Below are 17913 nucleotides of genomic sequence, written 5' to 3' on the forward strand. Positions count from 1 at the left end.
CGGCTACGGGCGCCAGTCGGCCTGCTGGTCGTGGGACGGGGTCTCGGTGAGCTGCTTCGGGGCGGTGCCGTCGGCGCGGACCAGCCAGAGGTGCTCGGGGTCCGCGTCGTCGGTGCCGCCCCGGGTGAAGACGAGACGGCTGCCGTCCGGGGACCAGGAGGGGTACTTGTCGTTGGCGCGGGCCGAGGTGATGCGGACCAGGCCGGTGCCGTCGGGGCGGACGACGTGGAGATGGGCGAAGCCGGTGGCGTCGACCCGGCTGAAGACGATCCGGCCGGTGCGCGACCAGTCGGGCGTCCAGTCGTGGGAGGCGGGCGCGGTGATCGGCGTCTGGGCGTGGGTGGAGAGCCTGAGCCGGATCAGCCGGCTGTTCCCGGCCGCGTCCGCGCGGTTGAACGCCAGGTACGCGCCGTCCGGGGACCAGGTCGGGTGGAGGTCGTCGGCGGCGTCGAAGGTGAGGCGGGTGGAGGGGCTGCCGTCGACGTCGGCCACGTGGATCTCGCGCTGCGAGCCGACCGGCTTGGTGAAGGCGAGCCGCGTGCCGTCCGGGGACCAGGCCGGTTCGGAGGCGCCCTTGGTGCCGGGGACGAGGGCCGGGGCGCCGCCGGTGGACTTCATGGTCCAGATGCCGTCGACGGCGCCGCCGGACCCGTAGCGGACGAAGGCCACCCGCTTGCCGTCCGGGGACCAGCTGGGCATGACGTCGCTGACCGTCGGGGTGTGGGTGACCTTGACGGCCGTGCCGACGCTCGGGGACACCGCGTAGAGGTCCTCGGTCGAGGCCGTCGCCGTGTAGCGGGAGAAGACGATGGGGCGGTCGATCACCGCGTGCTCCAGCGGCGGGAGCGTCGGCCGCGTCACCGGCAGCGTCGCCATCGCCGTCACCGGCGGCGTGGCCGAGGGGCCCGTCGCGCCCGCGGCCGCCGCCGCGCCGAGCGCCGTCGACGCCGCCAGGGCCAGCGCCGCGGCCGCCACCACGGCCCGTCGGCCCCGCGCCCCGCCGTTCCCGCCGTCCCTGTCGCGTCTGTCGTGTCCGCCGGTGCCGTGCGTCACGGTGCCCACCCCGTTCTCCTTCTCGACGGCCCGCCGGGTGCGGCCGCTCCGGCCCGGAACATCCCACCGGCGGGGCTCCGGGGGAAGCGTCCGTGCGCGGTGGTACGGACCCTGTGACACGTTCCGGACACCACCGTGACGGCACCCCGTCCCCGGGCGGGGCGCTCCGGAGGAGCACGGAGCACTTACGCTGGCACGAGCCCGATCCCGATGTATGCCACACGCATGCGACACCGAAGAAGGAACCTCCGTGACCGTGACACATCCGCTGCTGGACCTGGCTCCGATGACCGCCGCGCACTTCGCGTCGATCGAGCGCCGGGTGGCCGCCCTGCTCTCCACGGAGCAGGACGTGGTGATCACCCAGGGCGAGGCGCTGCTGCCCCTGGAGGGGTGCATCCGCAGCGGCGCGCGGGCCGGTTCGACCGCGCTGAACGTCGTCACCGGCCCGTACGGCCAGACCTTCGGGAACTGGCTGCGGGACTGCGGGGCGACCGTGGTCGACCTGGAGGTGCCCTTCCACGCGGCGGTGACGGCGGAGCAGGTGGAGCGGGCGCTCGCCGAGCACCCGGAGATCGACTTCGTGTCGCTGGTGCACGCGGAGGCGGCGACCGGGAACACCAACCCGGTGGCGGAGATCGGCGAGGTCGTGCGGGCGCACGGCGCGCTGTTCTACCTGGACGCCGTGGCGTCGATCGGCGCCGAGCCGGTGCTGCCGGACGCCTGGGGCGTGGACATGTGCATCATCGGCGCGCAGAAGGCGATGGGCGGGCCCGCGGGCGTGTCGGCGGTGTCGGTGAGCGCGCGGGCGTGGGAGCGTTTCGCCGCCAACCCGGCCGCGCCGCGCCGCTCGTACCTCTCCCTCCTGGACTGGAAGGAGCGCTGGATCGACGGCGGCCGGAAGGCCCTTCTGCACGCTCCGGCACAGCTGGAGATGCTGGCCCTGGAGGCCTGCGTGGAGCGGATCGAGACGGAGGGCCTGGACGTGCTGATGGCCCGGCACGCCTCGGCGGCGGCCGCGACCCGGGCGGGCGCGCTGGCCCTGGGCGGGGGCCTGGAGCCGTACGTGCACGAGGCGGAGGACGCGGCGCCGGTGGCGACGACGCTGCGCACGCCGGCGGGCGTCGACGCCTCGGAGCTGGTGGCGAAGGCCCTCACGGCCGATCCGTCGCTGCCGCTGATCGCGGGCGGCGGGGCGCTGGCCCGGGAGATGATCCGGGTCAACCACTACGGGGTGGACGCGGCTCCGGGGGCCGTGCAGTCCTCCCTCGCCGCCCTGGGCGCTGCGCTCGGCGAGTCGGGCCGCGCGGTGGACCTGGAGGGCGCGCGCCGGGCGGTCACGGAGGCCTGGAAGTAGCGGTCGACGCAGGGGAGGGGGCGGGGGCGGGGGTCCGGTCGACCGGACCCCCGCCCCCTCTCCGTGTCCGGGACCACGGCGCCCCCGGCACCCGGGACTACAGCGCCGGGTAGTCGATGTACCCCTGGGGTCCGCCGGCGTACATGGTGGCGGGGTCCGGGACGGCGTAGGGGCCGCCGGTCCGCAGGCGGGCGGGCAGGTCGGGGTTGGCGATGAAGAGCCTGCCGTACGCGACGAGGTCGGCGGTGCCGTCCTCGATCAGGGACAGGGACTCGGCGCCGGTCGGGTCGGCGCCGGTGGCCGGGTTGAGGATGAAGGCGCCCGCGAACCGCTTGCGCAGGTCGAGGACGAACGGGCGGCGCTCGGGGGCGGTCTCCAGGACGTGGAGGTAGGCGATGCCGACGGGTTCGATCGCGGTGAGCAGCTCGGTGTAGAGCTCCTCGGTGTCGGTCTCGCTGATGTCGTTGAGGGTGTTGGCCGGGGAGATCCGCAGGCCGGTGCGCTCGGGGCCGATCTCGGCGGCGACGGCCTTCACGACCTCGACGGCGAAGCGGATGCGGTTCTCGACCGGGCCGCCCCACTCGTCGGTGCGGTGGTTGGAGCCGGAGGCGAGGAACTGCTGGATCAGGTAGCCGTTGGCGCCGTGGATCTCGACGCCGTCGAAGCCGGCCTCGACGGCGTTGCGGGCGGCGGAGGCGAAGCCGGCGACCGCCTCGCGCACCTGGTCGCCGGTGAGCTCGCGCGGGGCGACGAAGTCCTTGGGGCCCTCGTGGGTGTAGACCTGGCCGGCGGCGGCGACGGGCGAGGGGCCGACGGGGTGGAGGTCGCCGTCGAGGATGTCGGGGTGGCCGATCCGGCCGGCGTGCATGAGCTGGGCGAAGATCCGGCCGCCGCGCTCGTGGACGGCGGTGGTGACCTCGCGCCAGGCGGCGATCTGCTCGCGGCTGTGGAGTCCGGGGGTGTCGGGGTAGCCCTGGCCCTCGGGGACGGGCTGGACGCCTTCGGTGATGATCAGCCCGGCGGAGGCGCGCTGGGCGTAGTACTCGGCGACGACCGCCGTGGGGGTGCCGTCCTCGCCGTTGGCGCGGCTGCGGGTCATCGGGGCCATCGCGATGCGGTTGGCGAGTCGGGTGCCGGCGAGGTCGATCGGGTCGAACGCAGTGGTCATGGCTGTCCCTCACAAGAATATGTGGTCGGCCAAGTAATTGGGCCGACGCCACTGTAACCCATTCATTGGCCGACCAAGGTAATCTTGGGGGAGAGCCGCCCCGAGGAGCCCCCGTGCCAGGAACCGAACCCGTCCGTACCGAGCCGGCGCCGTCCCCCGGGCCGGGGGCCGCCGCCTGCCGCGGGACCGTCAGCCACGCCCTGGCGTGGGTCGCGCGGCTCCACCGGATCGCCATGGGCCGACGGCTGCGGGACCTCGGCCTCTATCCGGGCCAGGAGCTGATGATGATGCGCCTCTGGGACTGCGGGGCGGTCCGCCAGTCGGAGCTGATCCAGTCGCTCGGCCTCGACCCCTCCACGGTGACGAAGATGCTCCAGCGCATGGAACAGTGCGGATACGTCCGCCGCAGCCCGGACCCGGCCGACCGGCGCGCGGTCCTGGTCGAGGCGACGGAGAAGGGCCTGGCCCTGCGCGACGGGGTCGAGGGCGCGTGGGCGGACCTGGAGGAGAGCACGCTCGCCGGGCTCGCCCCGGCCGACCGGGCGGAGCTCGCCCGCCTGCTCGGCCTCGTGGGCGGGAACCTGACCGAGGAGGCGGGCGAGGAGGCGGGCGGACCGGTCTGCTGAGGACCGGTCCGGGGATCAGCCCGCCAGGACGTCCAGGGCGCGGTCCACGTCCGCCGCGGTGTTGTACAGGTGGAACGACGCCCGCAGGTTGCCCGCGCGGGCCGAGAGCAGGACGCCCGCGTCGTGCAGGGCGTCCGCCCGGTCCCCGAGGCCGGGGACGGCGACGACCGTCGAGTCGTCCATGACCGGCGCGTGCCCGAGGTCGAGGAGCCCGGCGCGGAAGCGGGCCGCGAGCCCCTTGTCGTGGGCCTCGATCCGCTCGATGCCGATCTCCTCCAGGAGGGCGAGCGAACGGGCCGCGCCGTGGTACGAGAGGAAGGCGGCCGGCTCGTCGAAGCGGCGGGCGGAGCGGGCCAGTTCGCGGACCGGCCCGTAGCTGTTGACCCACCGCTCCTCGCCCGTGACCCAGCCCGCGTGGATCGGGAGCAGCGAGTCCTGCGCCTCCTCCGTGACGGTCAGGAAGGACGCGCCGCGCGGGCAGAGCAGGTACTTGTAGCCGCCGGCGACCGTGTAGTCCCACTCCCCCGCGCGCAGCGGCAGCCAGCCCGCCGACTGGGTGGCGTCGAGGAGGGTGCGGGCGCCGTGGGCGGCCGCCGCCTCCCGGACCGCCGCGAAGTCGGCCGTGCGGCCGTCCGCCGACTGCACGGCCGAGAAGGCGACGAGCGCCGTCCCGGGCCGGACGGACTCGGCGAGCCGGTCCAGGGGCGCGAAGCGGGTCTTGAGGTCGCCGCGGATCGTGAAGGGGGTGATGACGGAGGAGAAGTCGCCCTCGGGGAAGAGGACCTCGGACCCGGCCGGCAGCGACTGGGCGATCATCCCGCAGTGGACCGCGACCGAGCTGCCGACGGCGACGCGCTCGGGGGAGACGCCGGCGATCCGGCCGAAGGCGGCGCGGGCCTCGTCGACGACGTCGAAGCTGCCGGCGCCACCGGCGCGGCCGTCCGCGGTCTCCTCGGCGAGGAGGGTGACGGCCTCGACGGTCCGGCGGGGCAGCAGCCCGCAGGCGGAGGTGTTCAGATAGGTCTTCCTGGGCGCGAACTCGGCGCCTCTGAGCGGCTGATCGAGGGATTCCATGACCCCACCCTGGATTCCCCGCGACCGCCCGTCAACGGTGATCGCGGGGAAGTCCGGGCCGCGGTCGTCCCCGCAGGTCGACCCCTGTGCCCCCGGACGGATCGGAGCGGTCAGGCCGAGGGGACCTCGCAGGCGCCGTCCGGACCGCAGACCTCCGCGTCGGTGCCGACCGGCTGCAGGACGCGGCCCTGCCAGGCCTGCTCCAGGGCCTGGGTGAAGACCTCGGCGGGCTGGCCGCCGGAGACGCCGTAGCGGCGGTCGAGGACGAAGAACGGCACGCCGGTGGCGCCGAGCGCGGCGGCCTCCCGCTCGTCCTCCCGTACGGCCTCGGCGTAGGCCGACTCGTCGGCGAGGACGGCCCGGACCTCGGCCTCGTCGAGACCGGCCTCCACGCCCAGCGCCGCCAGGGTCTCGGCGTCGAAGACGGAGCGCTCCTCGGCGAAGTTGGCGCGGTAGGCCAGGTCCAGGAGCTCGCCCTGGCGGCCGCGCTCCTTGGCGAGGTGCAGCAGCCGGTGGATGTCGAAGGTGTTGCCGTGGTCGCGGCCGTCCGCGAGGTAGGCGAGGCCCTCGGAGTGCGCGTTCGACGCGACGTGCGCCTCCATGGCGCGGGCCTCGTCGAGGGTGCGGCCGTACTTCTTCGCCAGCATCTCCAGGACGGGGCCGGTGTCGCCCTTGGCGCGGTTCGGGTCGAGCTCGAAGGAGCGGTGCACGACCTCGACGTCGTCGCGGTGGGCGAAGGCCGCGAGCCCCTTCTCGAAGCGGGCCTTGCCGATGTAGCACCAGGGGCAGGCGATGTCGCTCCAGATCTCGACGCGCATGTGACTTCTCTCCGAGGGGTCGCCGGTGGGGTGTACGGGGGTGTGTACGCCGGAGGGAACGCGCCGGCCGGTCCGTTTCATTCCGTTTCCGGCGCCGGTGTGAGCAGGAGCACCGGGCGTCGGGGGCCGGGGGCGGCGTCGAGCCGACACGACCAGGCCGCCCTTCGGGGGAAAGGACGGCCTGGGGCACGGGCGGGGCGGGCGCGTCGCGCGCCGGACCCCCTGCGGGCGGGCGTTACTTGGAGCAGGTCTCCTGGGTCACCTTGCCGCCCGCGGTGGCGGCGGTGGCCGGGTCCATCGACAGGCACAGGCCCGTCCAGTTGTTGATAAACTGGTACGCCGGCCGGGACCCGGTCGCGGTGGCGAGCTTGGTCGGGATGACGTTCCACAGCTGGCTGCCGGAGAACCAGCGGGTCTCGCAGTCCCACCAGAAGAGCTGGGTGCCGGAGCCCGGCCGGGTGCCGTTGTTGTAGGGGACGGTCAGGCACTTGCCGTTGTTCGCCTTGATCCAGTAGAAGCCCTTTCCGTCGTACGTCGACGGCTTCTCGGCCCCCCACTGGTGGCTGCTGGGCGGGGTCGACTGGCACTCGCGCTGGGTGACCAGGCCGCCGGTCCTGGAGCTGTCGAACTCGGGGCCCCGCACCATGCAGCGGCCGTATAGGCTGTTGACGTAGGTCTTGTCGGCGTTGACCAGCCAGATCGTCCGGTTGCCGCCCTTGACGGCGTTGTCGGCGTTGTGGTCGATGATCGCGTTGACCAGGCCCCAGCCGGGGAAGTCCGTCATGACGATGCCGACACGGCCGGTGCTGCCGTTGAGGTGCTTCATCAGCTGGACGTTGACACCGGGTTCCTCGTGGACGATGTCACCGTTCTCGTTGCCCAGCTTCCAGCCTCCGGCGTAGTCGGACGGCAACAGGCCGAAGGGGGCGTTGGACGCGGAGGAGTACGTCACGTACGTGTCACCGGAGCGGCCGGAGCGCGCCTGGTCGACGTTGCCCTTGACGTAGCCCCACTTCTCCGCGACGGTCTCCGCCGCCCAGTGGTCCTCCTTGTGGTCGTTGAAGCCCACGATCCCGTAGTCGTCGCTGTCGACGCTGTCGAAGCTGCCCAGGACCAGCTTGCCGCGGACCTGCCCGAGCGTCGGGACCGCCGCCCTGCCGGAGCCCGACGTCGAGGGCGCGTAGAAGAGGTTGGGGTACCTCGCCACGTAGTCCTTGAAGATCGCCCTGACCCTCCCCGGGGTCGTGGACTTCGGGTCGTGGGCGCACTCGAAGGTGCCCACGTCCGAATATGGGCATTCGGACTTCAGCCGCATCACGATCGTCTCGGTCGGGTGCGCGCGGAGGAAGGACTGCGCCTTGGTCAGGACGTCGTCGAAGTTGGCCTGCTGGTAGTACACGCCGTGGTGGATCGTGAAGGCCGAGTCCCCGGAGACCCGGGCCCGGACGTCGATGGCCCGGATGCCCCGCTCCAGCTGCGCCGTCAGGGTGTCCGCGCTGTCTCCCCAGTCCTCCTGCGTCTGCACGCTGGAGCCGGCGTGGATGGCGAGCGTGTCGTGGGTGCCGGGGATGGACATGCTGGAGAGCGGGGTGTCGCTCGCGATGCCCCACATCCACTCGGCCCGGTCCGGCTGCCCGATGTTCCGGTAGGCGTCCTGGTTCGTCGACCCCGCCGCATCGGCGGGGGCGGGCGTCAGCAGCGCGGCTCCCAGAGCGAGACAGGCGGCCGTCATCAGGCCGGTCAGCCGACGGGAGCGCCGGAGCGATCCGGCGCCCGTGGCGTGGGGGATGAGGCGGGACATGGGACTCCAGTCCGGGTAGGGGTGGCGATGCGGAGACCAGTCTGGCCACCACCCCTGGCGTTCCGCTGACGTTCCGCTAACGCCCTGGGCTCCCTTGCGGTAGCGGCCGGGGGCCACCCCGTACTCGCGCCTGAAGGCCTTGGCGAAGGCGAACTCCGAGGAGTGGCCGGAGCGTTCGGCGACCGCACGGAGGGGAGGTCGTCGGAGCGCAGGAGGCGGCCCGCCGTGGTCATGCGCCACCAGGTGAGGTACGCGAGGGGCGGGCGTCCGACGAGGGTGGTGAAGCGGCGTGCGAAGGCGGCACGGGAGAGGCCGCCGAGCGCGCCCGGCTCCTCGACCGTCCAGGCCCTGGTGGGGTCGCCGTGGAGGGCGCGCAGGGCGCCCGCGACGGCCGGGTCGCTCAGTGCGGCCGACCAGCCGGTGGAGCGGTCGGCGCGCTCGGCGGGCCACCAGGTGCGCAGCAGGTACAGGAGCAGGGTGTCGAGGAGGGCGGGGACGATGGCGTCGGACCCCGGCCGGGGCTCGGCCGGTTCGGCGCCGAGCAGGTCGACGGCGGCGCGCAGCCTCGGGTGGGAGCCGACCCGGGCGGGGAGGTGGACGAACGGCGGGAGCTCGGTGAGCAGGTCGAGGAGGTGCGGCGGATCACCGGCGGGGCGGGCGCGGACCTCGCCTTCGGCGCGATCGGCGGGCCCGGCTTCGCCCGGCTCGGCGACGCGCTGCGGACCGGTGGCACCGCCGTGCTGTACGGCTGGCTGGACCCGCGGCCGACCGAACTGTCGCGGAACTGGCCGCTGACCGCGCACACGTACGCGAACGGGAAGCTCGCCAGGACGGCGGAGGGGCGTCGGCGGGCCGCCGGGTTCATCGGCTCGGGACTGCGGGACGGCTCCCCGGCGCCGGTGATCGTCGAGACCTTCGACGGTCTGGAGCGGATCGCCGACGCCCACCGGCTGATGGAGTCGCACGCGCACCTCGGGAAGATCGTGGTGCGCGTCCGTTCCCGGGACCTGTCCGACGCGGTCGTCTGACGGCCCCGGCGGGCGTCAGCGCCTCGGCACTCCCAGCGGGTTGCCGTCGCGGAGCTCCGGCGGCAGGAGGGGTTCGGGGGTCGACTGGTAGGTGACCGGGCGCAGCCAGCGCTCGATCGCGGTCGCGCCGACCGAGGTGGAGGTGGAGGTGGTGGCCGGGTAGGGGCCGCCGTGGTGCTGGGCGGGGGCGACGGCGACGCCGGTGGGCCAGCCGTTGACGAGGACGCGGCCGGCCAGCGGCGTGAGTTCGGCGAGCAGCGGGGCGGCCTCGGGGTCCTCGGCGGGATCCGCGGCGCTGTGCAGGGTGGCGGTGAGGTTGCCGGGCAGCAGGCCGAGGACGGCGGTCGCCTCCTCCCGGGTGGAGTAGCGGACGACGACGGTGACCGGCCCGAAGCACTCCTCCAGGAGGAGGCGGTGGCCGCCGTCGGCGAGCGCGGCGGCGTCGACGGCGAGGACTCCGGCGCTGACGGTGTGGGGGCCGCCCGCGCCGGGGGTGACCGGGGTGTCGACGCCGGCGAGCGCGGCGCGCTCGGCGACGCCGGCGACGAAGGCGTCCCGCATCCGGTGGTCGAGCATGACGGCCGGTTCGGTCTCGCTGACGGCGGCGGTGAGGGCGTCGAGGAAGCGGTCGCCGTCCCCTCCCCGGGGGGCGAGGACGAAGCCGGGCTTGGTGCAGAACTGGCCGGAGCCCAGGGTCATGGAGCCGGCGAGCCCGGCGCCGATCTCCTCGGCGCGTTCGGCCGCGGCGGCCTCGGTGACCACGACCGGGTTGAGGGAGCCGAGTTCGCCGTGGAAGGGGATGGGGACGGGCCGGGCGACGGCCGCGTCGAAGAGGGCCCGGCCGCCGCGGACCGAGCCGGTGAAGCCGGCCGCCGCGACGAGCGGGTGCCGGACGAGCTCCACGCCCGCGTCGAAGCCGTGGACGAGGACGACGACGTCCTCGGGGAGCCCGGTCTTGGCGGCGGCCCGGCGCAGCAGGGAGGCGCAGAGCTCGGAGGTGGCGGGGTGGTCGGGGTGGGCCTTGACCACCACGGGGCAGCCGGCGGCGAGGGCGCTCGCGGTGTCGCCGCCGGGGACGGAGAAGGCGAGCGGGAAGTTGCCGGCGGCGTAGACGGCGACGACGCCGAGCGGGATCTTCCAGCGGCGCAGGTCGGGGCGGGGCGGGACGGCCCCGGGGTCGGGCGGGTCGATCCGGACGTCGAGGAACCAGCCGTCCTCGACGACGTCCGCGAAGGCGCGCAACTGTGCGGTGGTGCGGGCGAGTTCGCCGGTGAGGCGGACGGGTCCGAGGGCGGTCTCGGCGTCGGCCGCCTCGACGACGTGCTCGCCGGAGGCGTCGAGGAGGTCGGCGGCGGCACGGAGGAAGGCGGCCCGCGCAGTGCGGTCGGCGAGGGCCGCGCGGGTGGCGTGCGCGGCCCTGACCGCGTGGTCGACCTCCTCGGCCGTGGCCTCCACCGCGACCTGTTCGCGCGGCTTCCCCGTCCGGGGGTCCACGCTCCACACTGGTTCTGCCGCCACCGCCACGCCCCTGTTCGCTACTCTGAACACAGTTCCGGTAGATGAACGCATCTGGGCGGGACTCTATTGACGGCCCGGGCGTCTCCACAAGGGGCCCCGTTCGGCCGGGGCGGCCGGGGGGGCGTCCGGCACAACGGAAAAGGGGCGAGGGTCATGGCGACTGCCGACGCGGGTGGGGCACAGGTGAAGTCCGCGGTGCGGACCGTGGAGCTGCTCGAACACTTCGCGGGACGCCCCGGGATGCACTCGCTCGCCGCCGTCCAGGAGGCCGTCGGCTACCCCAAGTCCAGCCTGTACATGCTGCTGCGCACCCTGGTCGAGCTGGGCTGGGTGGAGACGGACGCGACGGGCACCCGGTACGGGATCGGGGTGCGGGCGCTGCTCGTCGGCACCTCGTACATCGACGGCGACGAGGTGGTGGCCGCCTCCCGGCCCACCCTCGACCGGCTCTCCGACGACACCACCGAGACCATCCACCTGGCGCGGCTCGACGGCACCAACGTCGTCTACCTGGCGACCCGTCAGTCCCAGCACTACCTGCGGCCGTTCACCCGGGTCGGCCGCCGGCTGCCCGCGCACTCGACCTCGCTGGGCAAGGCGCTGCTCGCCACCCACAGCGACGAACAGGTGCGCAGACTGCTCCCGGAGACGCTCCCGGCGCTGACCGGGCACACGATCACCGACCGCGAGAAGCTCATCGAGGAGCTGCGCGTCATCCGCGAGCAGGGCTACTCGGTGGACCGCGAGGAGAACACGCTGGGGCTGCGCTGCTTCGGCGTCGCGGTCCCCTACCGGACCCCGGCGCGGGACGCGATCAGCTGCTCGGTGCCGGTGGCGCGGCTCACCCCGGCCCACGAGCAGATGATCAAGGACGCCCTGTTCGACGCGCGGGACCGGCTGACGCTCGCGACCCGCCGCCTCTGAACCACCCGCTCACGCGCGGTCGGCGAGGGCCTTCTGCCACACCGGGCTCTCGACGTAGTGGTTGTCGTACTGCTCCGAGGACGCCTTGATCTCCTCGAAGCTCGCCTCGCCGCGCATCACGCGACCGAGGAGGCGCAGGTAGTCGAAGCGGGCCATGCCGGGCGTGAAGACGAAGAGGACGTCGGCCTCGGCGCCGGGCGCGGCCGCGAAGGCGTGCGGGGTGTGCGGCGGGACGAGGAGGAAGTCGCCCTGCTCCAGGACGGTCAGCTCCTCGCCGACCAGGACCTGGAGCGAGCCGCCGAGCACGAAGAACATCTCCGAGGCCTTGGTGTGGAAGTGCGCCGGGGCGCCGACCGCGCCCTTCGCGAACGTCGACCGGTAGCTGGTGAGCTGTCCGCCGGTGGTGTCGGAGTCGGCGAGGAGGGTCATCACGCTGCTCGGATCGGCGGTGGTCTCGGCGGTGGCGGCGCGGGCGAGGAGCGGGGCGAAGGTCTCGATCTCGTTCATGTTCCTTACTCTAGAGTCCCGTTGGCCCGAAGGACAGGGACAATCGATCATCGATGGCCTGGGCCAATCCGGCCGCGTGTGACGGACGGGAGGAGGGCTCCTCCCCCGTGCGGCGGAGAGGGTTCACCGCCCGGCAGGAGGCGGCGGCCGGGGCGGCGCGGGAGCGTGGGGTCATGACACAGACCGCGCCCCTCCCCGCCCCGGCGCCCGCCGCCGGTCACCGTCCCGGCGCCGCCCGCCGGGCGCTGCGCGCCCTCGCGATCCTCGCCTGCCTCCCGTACGTCTCGCTCAAGGTCGTCTGGGTGTTGGGCGGGGAGATCGGCATCCCGGCCGGGAGCGTGCTCCTGGAACACCCCCGGACGATGGCGGTCGGCAACGCGGTCTCGGTGGTCGCCGACCTCCTCGTCGTCGTCCTCGCGCTGCTGCTCACCCAGGCCTGGGGACGGAGGTTCCCCGCCTGGCCGCTCGCCCTCCCCGTCTGGGCGGCGACCGGACTGCTCGCCCCGATCATGACCGGCTACCCGGCGCAGCTCGCGGTCGCCCTCCTCGCCGGCGACGAGGAGGCGGCCGCCCCCGGCCGGCCCTTCCTGGACGACTGGGTCTTCGCCGTCGTCTACGGCGGGTTCATCCTCCAGGGCCTCGCCCTCGGCTCGCTCTTCGCCCTGTACGCCCGGGACCGCTGGGGCCACGTGTGGCAGGGCCGGCTCGGCGAGCTGTCCGCCCGGACGTCCGGGCCCGGGGCGCGGGCCCTCGCCGTGGCCGGCGCGGTGACCGCGCTCGTGCCGGGCGCGCTCCACCTGCTGTGGGCGGCCGGCTCGACCACGGGCCTGTCCGCCCGGCCGACCGTCGCACGCGGCTCCGACGAACACGTCCTGGAGGCCCAGCGGTTCGGGTTCCTCGCCGTCGCCGTCGTCCTCACCCTCCTGCTGGTGCTGCGCCGGCCCGCCCGGCTCCGGGTGCGCACCGCGCTCGCGCTGGCCTGGACGGCCCCGGCCGCCGTCGGCTGCTGGGGCGCCTATCTGTCGCTGGTCGCGCTGCTGCCGGGGTCGGATCCGGCCGAGCGCGTCCCCGGGCTCGTACGGCTGTCCTACGCTGGCGACATGATCACCGGCTTCCTGCTCGCCGCGTGCGTGGCGGCTTTCCTGAAGAAGGGCGCAGCCCCGCGGCGGCGGAGCGCCGGAGCGTGAGGCCGGCCACGGCCCTGTTCGGGCAGCGGGCCCGGCTGCGCTGGCTCCATCTGATCCTGGGCGGCGCGCTGTTCATGCCGTTCTGGATGGTCGGCTCCCTGGTCGTGGCGCCGCTGCTCGACGACGCCGGCATGTTCGGCGGCGGCCTCGGGGCCCAGCTCGGGGCGTACGCGGTGGGGCTGCCGCTCGCCGCGGCCGTCGCGCTCTTCCCGCTGGCCCGGCCGATGTCGGTGGCGGCGGCACGGACGCTGTGCGGGGTGCCGTCGGAGCGGTTCGCGGACGGGCCGGCGCGCGGCCGGGGGGCCAGGGCCCGGACGGCCGCGTGGTTCGTCCTGCACCTGGGTGCCGGGGCGCTCGTCAGCGGGGCGACGCTGGCCCTGCCGCCGTTCGCGGTCGCGGTCCTCGCGCTGCCGTTCTCGCCGGGGCTCCGTGACTCCGAACTCGGCCGGTTCTGGGGCCTGGACGCGACCTGGACCGTCTGGGGCGCGGTCCCGGCCGGGCTGTTCATGCTGCTCGCGCTCGCCGTCGGCGCCGCCGCGACCGGGGCCCTGATCGCCCGGCAGGCGCCGCGGCTGCTCGGACCGAGCCCGGCGGACCGGCTCGCGGCGGCGGAGCGGCGCGCCGCCGAGGCGGAGGCCCGCAACCGGCTCGCCCGCGAGCTGCACGACTCGGTCGGCCACGCCCTGAGCGCGGTCACCCTCCAGGCGGGCGCGGCCCGCCGGGTCCTGGACGGCGACCGGGCCGACCTGGACTTCGTACGGGAGGCGCTGGCCGCGATCGAGGGGACCACCCGGCGCACGGTCGGCGAACTGGACCGGGCCCTCGGCCTGCTGCGCCGGGGCGAGGGCGCCGAGGAGGGCCTGGGTCCGGGGCTCGACGCCCTGGAGGCCCTGGTGCGGGGCGCGGGGCCGCGGGTGGCGCTGACGGTGGACGGAGACCTGGGCTCCGTACCGGAGGGGCTGTCGCGGGAGGCGTACCGGATCGTCCAGGAGGGGCTGACGAACGCGGCCCGGCACGCGGGCGGCGCGCCCGTCGCCGTACGACTCGACGCCCGTGCCGAGGAGTTGGGGATCACGATGGAGAACCCCCTGCCCGACCGCCCCCCGGCCGCCCGGCCCGACGGCGGGCGCGGCCTGCGCGGGATCGCCGAGCGGGCCCGGCTGCTCGGCGGCACCGCGGAGGCGGGCCCGGCGGGCGGAGTGTGGCGCCTCGCGGTCAGGGTCCCCCGGTGAGCGCCCCGGAGATCAGGGTCGTCCTCGCCGACGACGAGCGGATGGTCCGGACGGCGCTGCGGGTCATCCTGGACGCGGAGCCCGGCCTCCGGGTCGTCGGCGAGGCTTCCACGGGCGCCGAGGCGGTGTCGGTGGTGCGGGCGGAGCGGCCGGACGTCGTCCTCATGGACGTGCGGATGCCGGAGACCGACGGGATCCGGGCCACCGAGCAGATCCTCGCCGGGATGGCGGAGCCGCCGCGGATCGTGGTGGTGACGACCTTCGAGAACGACTCCTCCGTGTACGACGCGCTGCGCGTGGGGGCGGCGGGCTTCCTGCTGAAGCGGGCGGAGGCGGAGGAGCTGGTGGGCGCGGTCCGGCTGGTCGCGCGCGGCGACTCGCTGCTCTACCCGGCGGCGGTGCGGGGCCTGGCCGCCGAGCACGCCCGCCGCCGGCCGCCGGTGGCGCCGTGGGCGGCGCGGCTCACCGAGCGGGAGGCGGAGGTGCTGCGCCTGGTCGCGACGGGCCTCATGAACGCGGAGATCGCCGACCGGATGGGCGTCGGCCCGGCGACGGTGAAGACGCACGTGGCGGCGCTCCTGGCGAAGCTCGGCGCCCGGGACCGCACCCAGGCGGTGATCCTGGCGTACGAGTCGGGGTTCGTCCGGGCGGGGTGAGGACCGGGGACGGACGGGCCGGGGCACGGGGCGGGGTACCGGAGCGGGCGGGGCGAGGGGCCGGGACGGACGACCGGGGCACGGGGGCGGGGTACCGGAGCGGGCGGGGCGAGGGGCCGGGACGGACGGGCCGGGGTGCGGGGGCCGGGCGCCGGGGCGGACGGGGCGGGGCCGGGGGCGGACGGCCGGGTGCCGTCCGGGGCTCACGACCGCGTGGCCGTCCCGCAGCCGTCGCGGCCCTCGGTGATCGGTCCGGTGCGGTCGTACGGGTCGATCGTCCCGCCACCCGTGCCGGCGCCCGTCCCTCCCCCGCCGAACTCCGGTCGGAAGTAGCCGGTGGCGTTGTCACAGCCGCCGTTCGTCATGTCGGTCTTGTACGACAGGAGGCTGAAGGTCCCCTCCTCGGTGCTCACCTTCGTCGGGTCGTCCCAGCTCAGCACCGTCTCCCGCCGCACGACGACCCGCACGACCTCGTCGCCGCCGCCGGCCGGCGCGGCCGGGTACACGTACGTGACGTCGGCGGTCACCTCCAGGGCCCCGCGCCGCCCCTCCCGGTAGCTCAGCCGGCCGCGGGTCTTCACCACGTCCCCGACCGGGCGCGCCTGCGCGGGGTCGAAGCGGCTGAAGAGCAGCAGCGGGTCGTGCTCCCCGTCCGGTGCGCGCAGCGCGGTCGTGACGAAGGCCGTGACGTCCCGCTGGTGCGGGTTCATCAGGGCGATCGCCTTCTCCGGCCGTCCGCCGCGCAGCACCCGCGGGTCGAGGCCGGACGCGGCGAGGAAGTCGCGGGACCGCGCGAGGGCGCGCTCCACCTCCGCCTTCGTCATCCAGCCGGTCGCCCGGGCGGCGGGCACGGTGATGCCGGCCGTGCCGTCCGCCCAGCGTGCCGCCGGGGAGCCCCGGAAGGGCTCGTCGAGGGTGGCCCGCCCGCCGGGCTCCGCGGGAGGCGCGTGGTCCGGTCGCCCCGTCTCCTGTGCCAGGGGCGCGGCGGCCGGGGCCCCGTCACCGGACGGGCCGACGACGCCTCCCGGGTCCAGGGCCACGACGAGCAGCACCAGCGAGGCCACGAACCCCGCCACGTACCAGCCCGTCCTGCGCCGGGGAGGCCGCGCGGGCCGCCCGGGCGTGTGCGCCCGCCAGGGAGTCGGCTCCGCGCGCTCGGTCCGGAGCCGGCCCGCGGCCTCGCGGTCCCGTGCGGACGGCTCCTTCGGCGCGTCGTCCGCGCCCTCGACGGAGCTCCGCAGGAACTCCTCCCACACCTCGTCCGGCACGGACGAACCGTCCCGCTCCCCACGCGCGCTCACGTCGCTCCTCCCCGTGTCCCTCCGCCCCTCCCCCGGGGCGCCCCCACATGATCACACGGCGCTCGGACATGAAGGTTCGCTGAGAAACGGGACACATCCGGAACGTCCTCCACCGGCCCGTTCGTCCCCACCAGTGCGATGAACAAGACGATCAGGCACACGTCGGTCTTCGTCCTGCTCCTGGTGCTCGCCCTGCTCGGGCGGGCCACCTGGGTGCAGGCGTACGAAGGCAAGGCGCTCGCGGACGACTCGAAGAACCGGCGGAAGACCATGGCGCAGTACGCGCAGCCGCTCGGGAACATCGTCGTGGCCGGCTCCCCGGTCACCGGCTCGAAGAGGACGGAGGGATCGGACCTCGCGTACAAGCGCACTTACACGGACGGCGAGCTGTACGCGGCGGTCACCGGCTACAGCTCGCAGGCCTACGGCGCCACCCAGCTGGAGGGCATCTACTCCGACGTCCTCGACGGCACCGACGACCGGCTGAAGAACCCCCTGGACGCCGTCACCCGCAAGCAGCAGGAGCCGGGCACGGTCGTCACCACGATCGATCCGGAGGTGCAGAAGGCCGCCTACCGGGCGCTCGGGAACAAGAAGGGCGCCGCCGTCGCCGTCGACCCGGCGACCGGCCGGATCCTCGCCATGGTCTCCACCCCGTCCTACGACCCGTCGAAGATCTCCGGGACGAACGACGGCGACGTCTGGAAGGAGCTGACCACCGACGAGGACAAGCCGCTGGTGAACCGCGCGCTCCGGCAGCCGCTCCCGCCCGGCTCCACCTTCAAGCTGGTCGTCGCGGCCGCCGCCCTGGAGGACGGCCTGTACGGCTCCGTGGACACGGCGACGAAGAGTCCCGACCCGTACACGCTGCCGGGCACCCGGACCGTGCTGAGGAACGAGAACGCCTCCGCGCCCTGCGAGAACGCCACGATCCGCACCGCGCTCCGGTACTCCTGCAACAACGTCTTCGCGAAGATGGCCGTCGACCTGGGGCAGGAGAAGGTGAAGGCGATGGCGGACAGGTTCGGCTTCGACGACGCCGAGCTGGACGTCCCGGTCCGCGCCTACGCGAGCGTGTACCCCTCGAAGATGGACGGGGCGCAGACGGCGCTGACCGGCATCGGCCAGTTCGACGTGACCGCCACGCCCCTGCAGATGGCCATGGTGTCGGCCGCGATCGCGAACGACGGTCTGCTCGCCGCCCCGCACGTGGTCTCGGAGGTCGTCGACTCCGACGGCGACGCGCTGACCTCGTTCGGGGACGGGGACACCGAGCGGATCGTCTCCTCCTCGACGGCCGAGCAGCTGCGCAGCGCGATGGTGACCGTGGTGGAGGAGGGCACCGGCACCAACGCGGCCGTGGACGGCGCCGAGGTCGGCGGCAAGACCGGCACCGCGCAGCACGGCGAGAACAACAGCAAGACGCCCTACGCCTGGTTCACCTCCTACGCGAAGGACCCCTCGACCGGGAAGCGGGTCGCCGTCGCGGTGATGATCGAGGACTCGGGCGCCGCCCGCTCCGAGGTCAGCGGCAACGGCCTGGCGGCCCCGGTGGCGCGGAAGATGATGGAGGCGGCGCTGAAGTGACGTGAGACGGGGACCGATTGGCCGTCGCGCCCCGTCGCACGGTATGCAGGGGCACACCCGTGATGCGCGCACACAT

General features: G+C 74.6%; 16 protein-coding genes and 1 pseudogene. 8 read left to right on the forward strand and 9 right to left on the reverse strand.

The features are described from left to right. Positions 1–3: 3 nt before the first annotated feature. Positions 4–1062 carry a hypothetical protein gene (locus ACZ66Z_RS27545; RefSeq protein WP_469938052.1) on the reverse strand — a complete coding sequence of 353 codons (1059 nt, stop codon included), beginning with the start codon at positions 1060–1062 and terminating at the stop codon, positions 4–6. Positions 1063–1309: 247 nt separating this feature from the next. Here ACZ66Z_RS27545 and ACZ66Z_RS27550 point away from each other — a divergent pair, with 247 nt between their 5' ends. Beyond that, a complete protein-coding gene (locus ACZ66Z_RS27550) occupies positions 1310–2410 on the forward strand; it encodes a pyridoxal-phosphate-dependent aminotransferase family protein (RefSeq protein WP_469938121.1) in 1101 nt (366 codons plus the stop codon). Positions 2411–2507: 97 nt separating this feature from the next. Here ACZ66Z_RS27550 and ACZ66Z_RS27555 read toward each other — a convergent pair whose 3' ends face one another. Continuing rightward, positions 2508–3578 (reverse strand): alkene reductase, encoded by a 1071-nt coding sequence (locus ACZ66Z_RS27555; RefSeq protein ID WP_469938053.1) that lies wholly within the window; start codon positions 3576–3578, stop codon positions 2508–2510. 113 nt (positions 3579–3691) lie between these two features. Between ACZ66Z_RS27555 and ACZ66Z_RS27560 the strand changes: the two genes are divergently transcribed. Next, positions 3692–4204 (forward strand): MarR family winged helix-turn-helix transcriptional regulator, encoded by a 513-nt coding sequence (locus tag ACZ66Z_RS27560; RefSeq protein WP_469938054.1) that lies wholly within the window; start codon positions 3692–3694, stop codon positions 4202–4204. Positions 4205–4219: 15 nt separating this feature from the next. Here ACZ66Z_RS27560 and ACZ66Z_RS27565 read toward each other — a convergent pair whose 3' ends face one another. The 4 genes and pseudogenes from ACZ66Z_RS27565 to ACZ66Z_RS27580 all read right to left on the reverse strand — a co-directional run. Beyond that, positions 4220–5278 (reverse strand): aminotransferase class V-fold PLP-dependent enzyme, encoded by a 1059-nt coding sequence (locus tag ACZ66Z_RS27565; protein ID WP_469938055.1) that lies wholly within the window; start codon positions 5276–5278, stop codon positions 4220–4222. Positions 5279–5388: 110 nt separating this feature from the next. After that, complete coding sequence (locus tag ACZ66Z_RS27570; RefSeq protein WP_469938056.1) at positions 5389–6096, reverse strand: DsbA family oxidoreductase; 708 nt, start codon at positions 6094–6096, stop codon at positions 5389–5391. 235 nt (positions 6097–6331) lie between these two features. Next, on the reverse strand, positions 6332–7897 hold the full coding sequence (locus tag ACZ66Z_RS27575; protein WP_469938122.1) for a phosphatidylinositol-specific phospholipase C domain-containing protein: 1566 nt from the start codon (positions 7895–7897) through the stop codon (positions 6332–6334). Positions 7898–7987: 90 nt separating this feature from the next. Next, positions 7988–8520: pseudogene (locus ACZ66Z_RS27580) on the reverse strand (helix-turn-helix transcriptional regulator); the annotation flags it as partial. A gap of 9 nt (positions 8521–8529) precedes the next feature. Here ACZ66Z_RS27580 and ACZ66Z_RS27585 point away from each other — a divergent pair. After that, complete coding sequence (locus ACZ66Z_RS27585) at positions 8530–8925, forward strand: zinc-binding dehydrogenase (RefSeq protein ID WP_469938057.1); 396 nt, start codon at positions 8530–8532, stop codon at positions 8923–8925. A 15-nt stretch (positions 8926–8940) separates the two neighbouring features. Here ACZ66Z_RS27585 and ACZ66Z_RS27590 read toward each other — a convergent pair whose 3' ends face one another. Beyond that, positions 8941–10443 (reverse strand): aldehyde dehydrogenase (NADP(+)), encoded by a 1503-nt coding sequence (locus ACZ66Z_RS27590; RefSeq protein ID WP_469938058.1) that lies wholly within the window; start codon positions 10441–10443, stop codon positions 8941–8943. A 153-nt stretch (positions 10444–10596) separates the two neighbouring features. On the opposite strand from ACZ66Z_RS27590, the gene ACZ66Z_RS27595 reads away from it, so the two are divergent. After that, positions 10597–11367, forward strand: coding sequence for an IclR family transcriptional regulator (locus ACZ66Z_RS27595; RefSeq protein ID WP_469938059.1), 771 nt, complete (start codon positions 10597–10599; stop codon positions 11365–11367). Between the two features lie 9 nt (positions 11368–11376). Here the strand turns inward: ACZ66Z_RS27595 and ACZ66Z_RS27600 are convergent, their stop codons facing one another. Further along, on the reverse strand, positions 11377–11874 hold the full coding sequence (locus tag ACZ66Z_RS27600) for a cupin domain-containing protein (RefSeq protein WP_469938060.1): 498 nt from the start codon (positions 11872–11874) through the stop codon (positions 11377–11379). Positions 11875–12047: 173 nt separating this feature from the next. Between ACZ66Z_RS27600 and ACZ66Z_RS27605 the strand changes: the two genes are divergently transcribed. From ACZ66Z_RS27605 to ACZ66Z_RS27615, 3 genes are read left to right on the forward strand one after another with little or no spacing between them, the layout of a single operon-like run. Then, complete coding sequence (locus ACZ66Z_RS27605) at positions 12048–13061, forward strand: hypothetical protein (RefSeq protein ID WP_469938061.1); 1014 nt, start codon at positions 12048–12050, stop codon at positions 13059–13061. Then, positions 13058–14293 carry a sensor histidine kinase gene (locus ACZ66Z_RS27610; RefSeq protein WP_469938062.1) on the forward strand — a complete coding sequence of 412 codons (1236 nt, stop codon included), beginning with the start codon at positions 13058–13060 and terminating at the stop codon, positions 14291–14293. Before ACZ66Z_RS27605 ends, ACZ66Z_RS27610 begins: the two co-directional genes overlap by 4 nt. Before the next feature lie 41 nt (positions 14294–14334). Further along, positions 14335–14949 carry a response regulator gene (locus ACZ66Z_RS27615; protein WP_469938123.1) on the forward strand — a complete coding sequence of 205 codons (615 nt, stop codon included), beginning with the start codon at positions 14335–14337 and terminating at the stop codon, positions 14947–14949. A 203-nt stretch (positions 14950–15152) separates the two neighbouring features. Here ACZ66Z_RS27615 and ACZ66Z_RS27620 read toward each other — a convergent pair whose 3' ends face one another. Next, on the reverse strand, positions 15153–16250 hold the full coding sequence (locus ACZ66Z_RS27620) for a hypothetical protein (RefSeq protein WP_469938063.1): 1098 nt from the start codon (positions 16248–16250) through the stop codon (positions 15153–15155). A gap of 138 nt (positions 16251–16388) precedes the next feature. On the opposite strand from ACZ66Z_RS27620, the gene ACZ66Z_RS27625 reads away from it, so the two are divergent. After that, a complete protein-coding gene (locus ACZ66Z_RS27625) occupies positions 16389–17837 on the forward strand; it encodes a peptidoglycan D,D-transpeptidase FtsI family protein (protein ID WP_469938064.1) in 1449 nt (482 codons plus the stop codon). Positions 17838–17913: the final 76 nt, after the last annotated feature.

This window comes from Streptomyces sp. NPDC107498 (genome assembly GCF_055582805.1).

Excerpts from the sequence above, each read along its gene's own strand:
- ACZ66Z_RS27555 (WP_469938053.1), bottom strand. The coding sequence starts at position 3,578 with ATGACCACTGCGTTCGACCCGATCGACCTCGCCGGCACCCGACTCGCC.
- ACZ66Z_RS27565 (WP_469938055.1), bottom strand. The coding sequence starts at position 5,278 with ATGGAATCCCTCGATCAGCCGCTCAGAGGCGCCGAGTTCGCGCCCAGG.
- ACZ66Z_RS27570 (WP_469938056.1), bottom strand. The coding sequence starts at position 6,096 with ATGCGCGTCGAGATCTGGAGCGACATCGCCTGCCCCTGGTGCTACATC.
- ACZ66Z_RS27575 (WP_469938122.1), bottom strand. The coding sequence starts at position 7,897 with ATGTCCCGCCTCATCCCCCACGCCACGGGCGCCGGATCGCTCCGGCGC.
- ACZ66Z_RS27595 (WP_469938059.1), top strand. The coding sequence starts at position 10,597 with ATGGCGACTGCCGACGCGGGTGGGGCACAGGTGAAGTCCGCGGTGCGG.
- ACZ66Z_RS27600 (WP_469938060.1), bottom strand. The coding sequence starts at position 11,874 with ATGAACGAGATCGAGACCTTCGCCCCGCTCCTCGCCCGCGCCGCCACC.
- ACZ66Z_RS27605 (WP_469938061.1), top strand. The coding sequence starts at position 12,048 with ATGACACAGACCGCGCCCCTCCCCGCCCCGGCGCCCGCCGCCGGTCAC.
- ACZ66Z_RS27615 (WP_469938123.1), top strand. The coding sequence starts at position 14,335 with ATGGTCCGGACGGCGCTGCGGGTCATCCTGGACGCGGAGCCCGGCCTC.
- ACZ66Z_RS27625 (WP_469938064.1), top strand. The coding sequence starts at position 16,389 with ATGAACAAGACGATCAGGCACACGTCGGTCTTCGTCCTGCTCCTGGTG.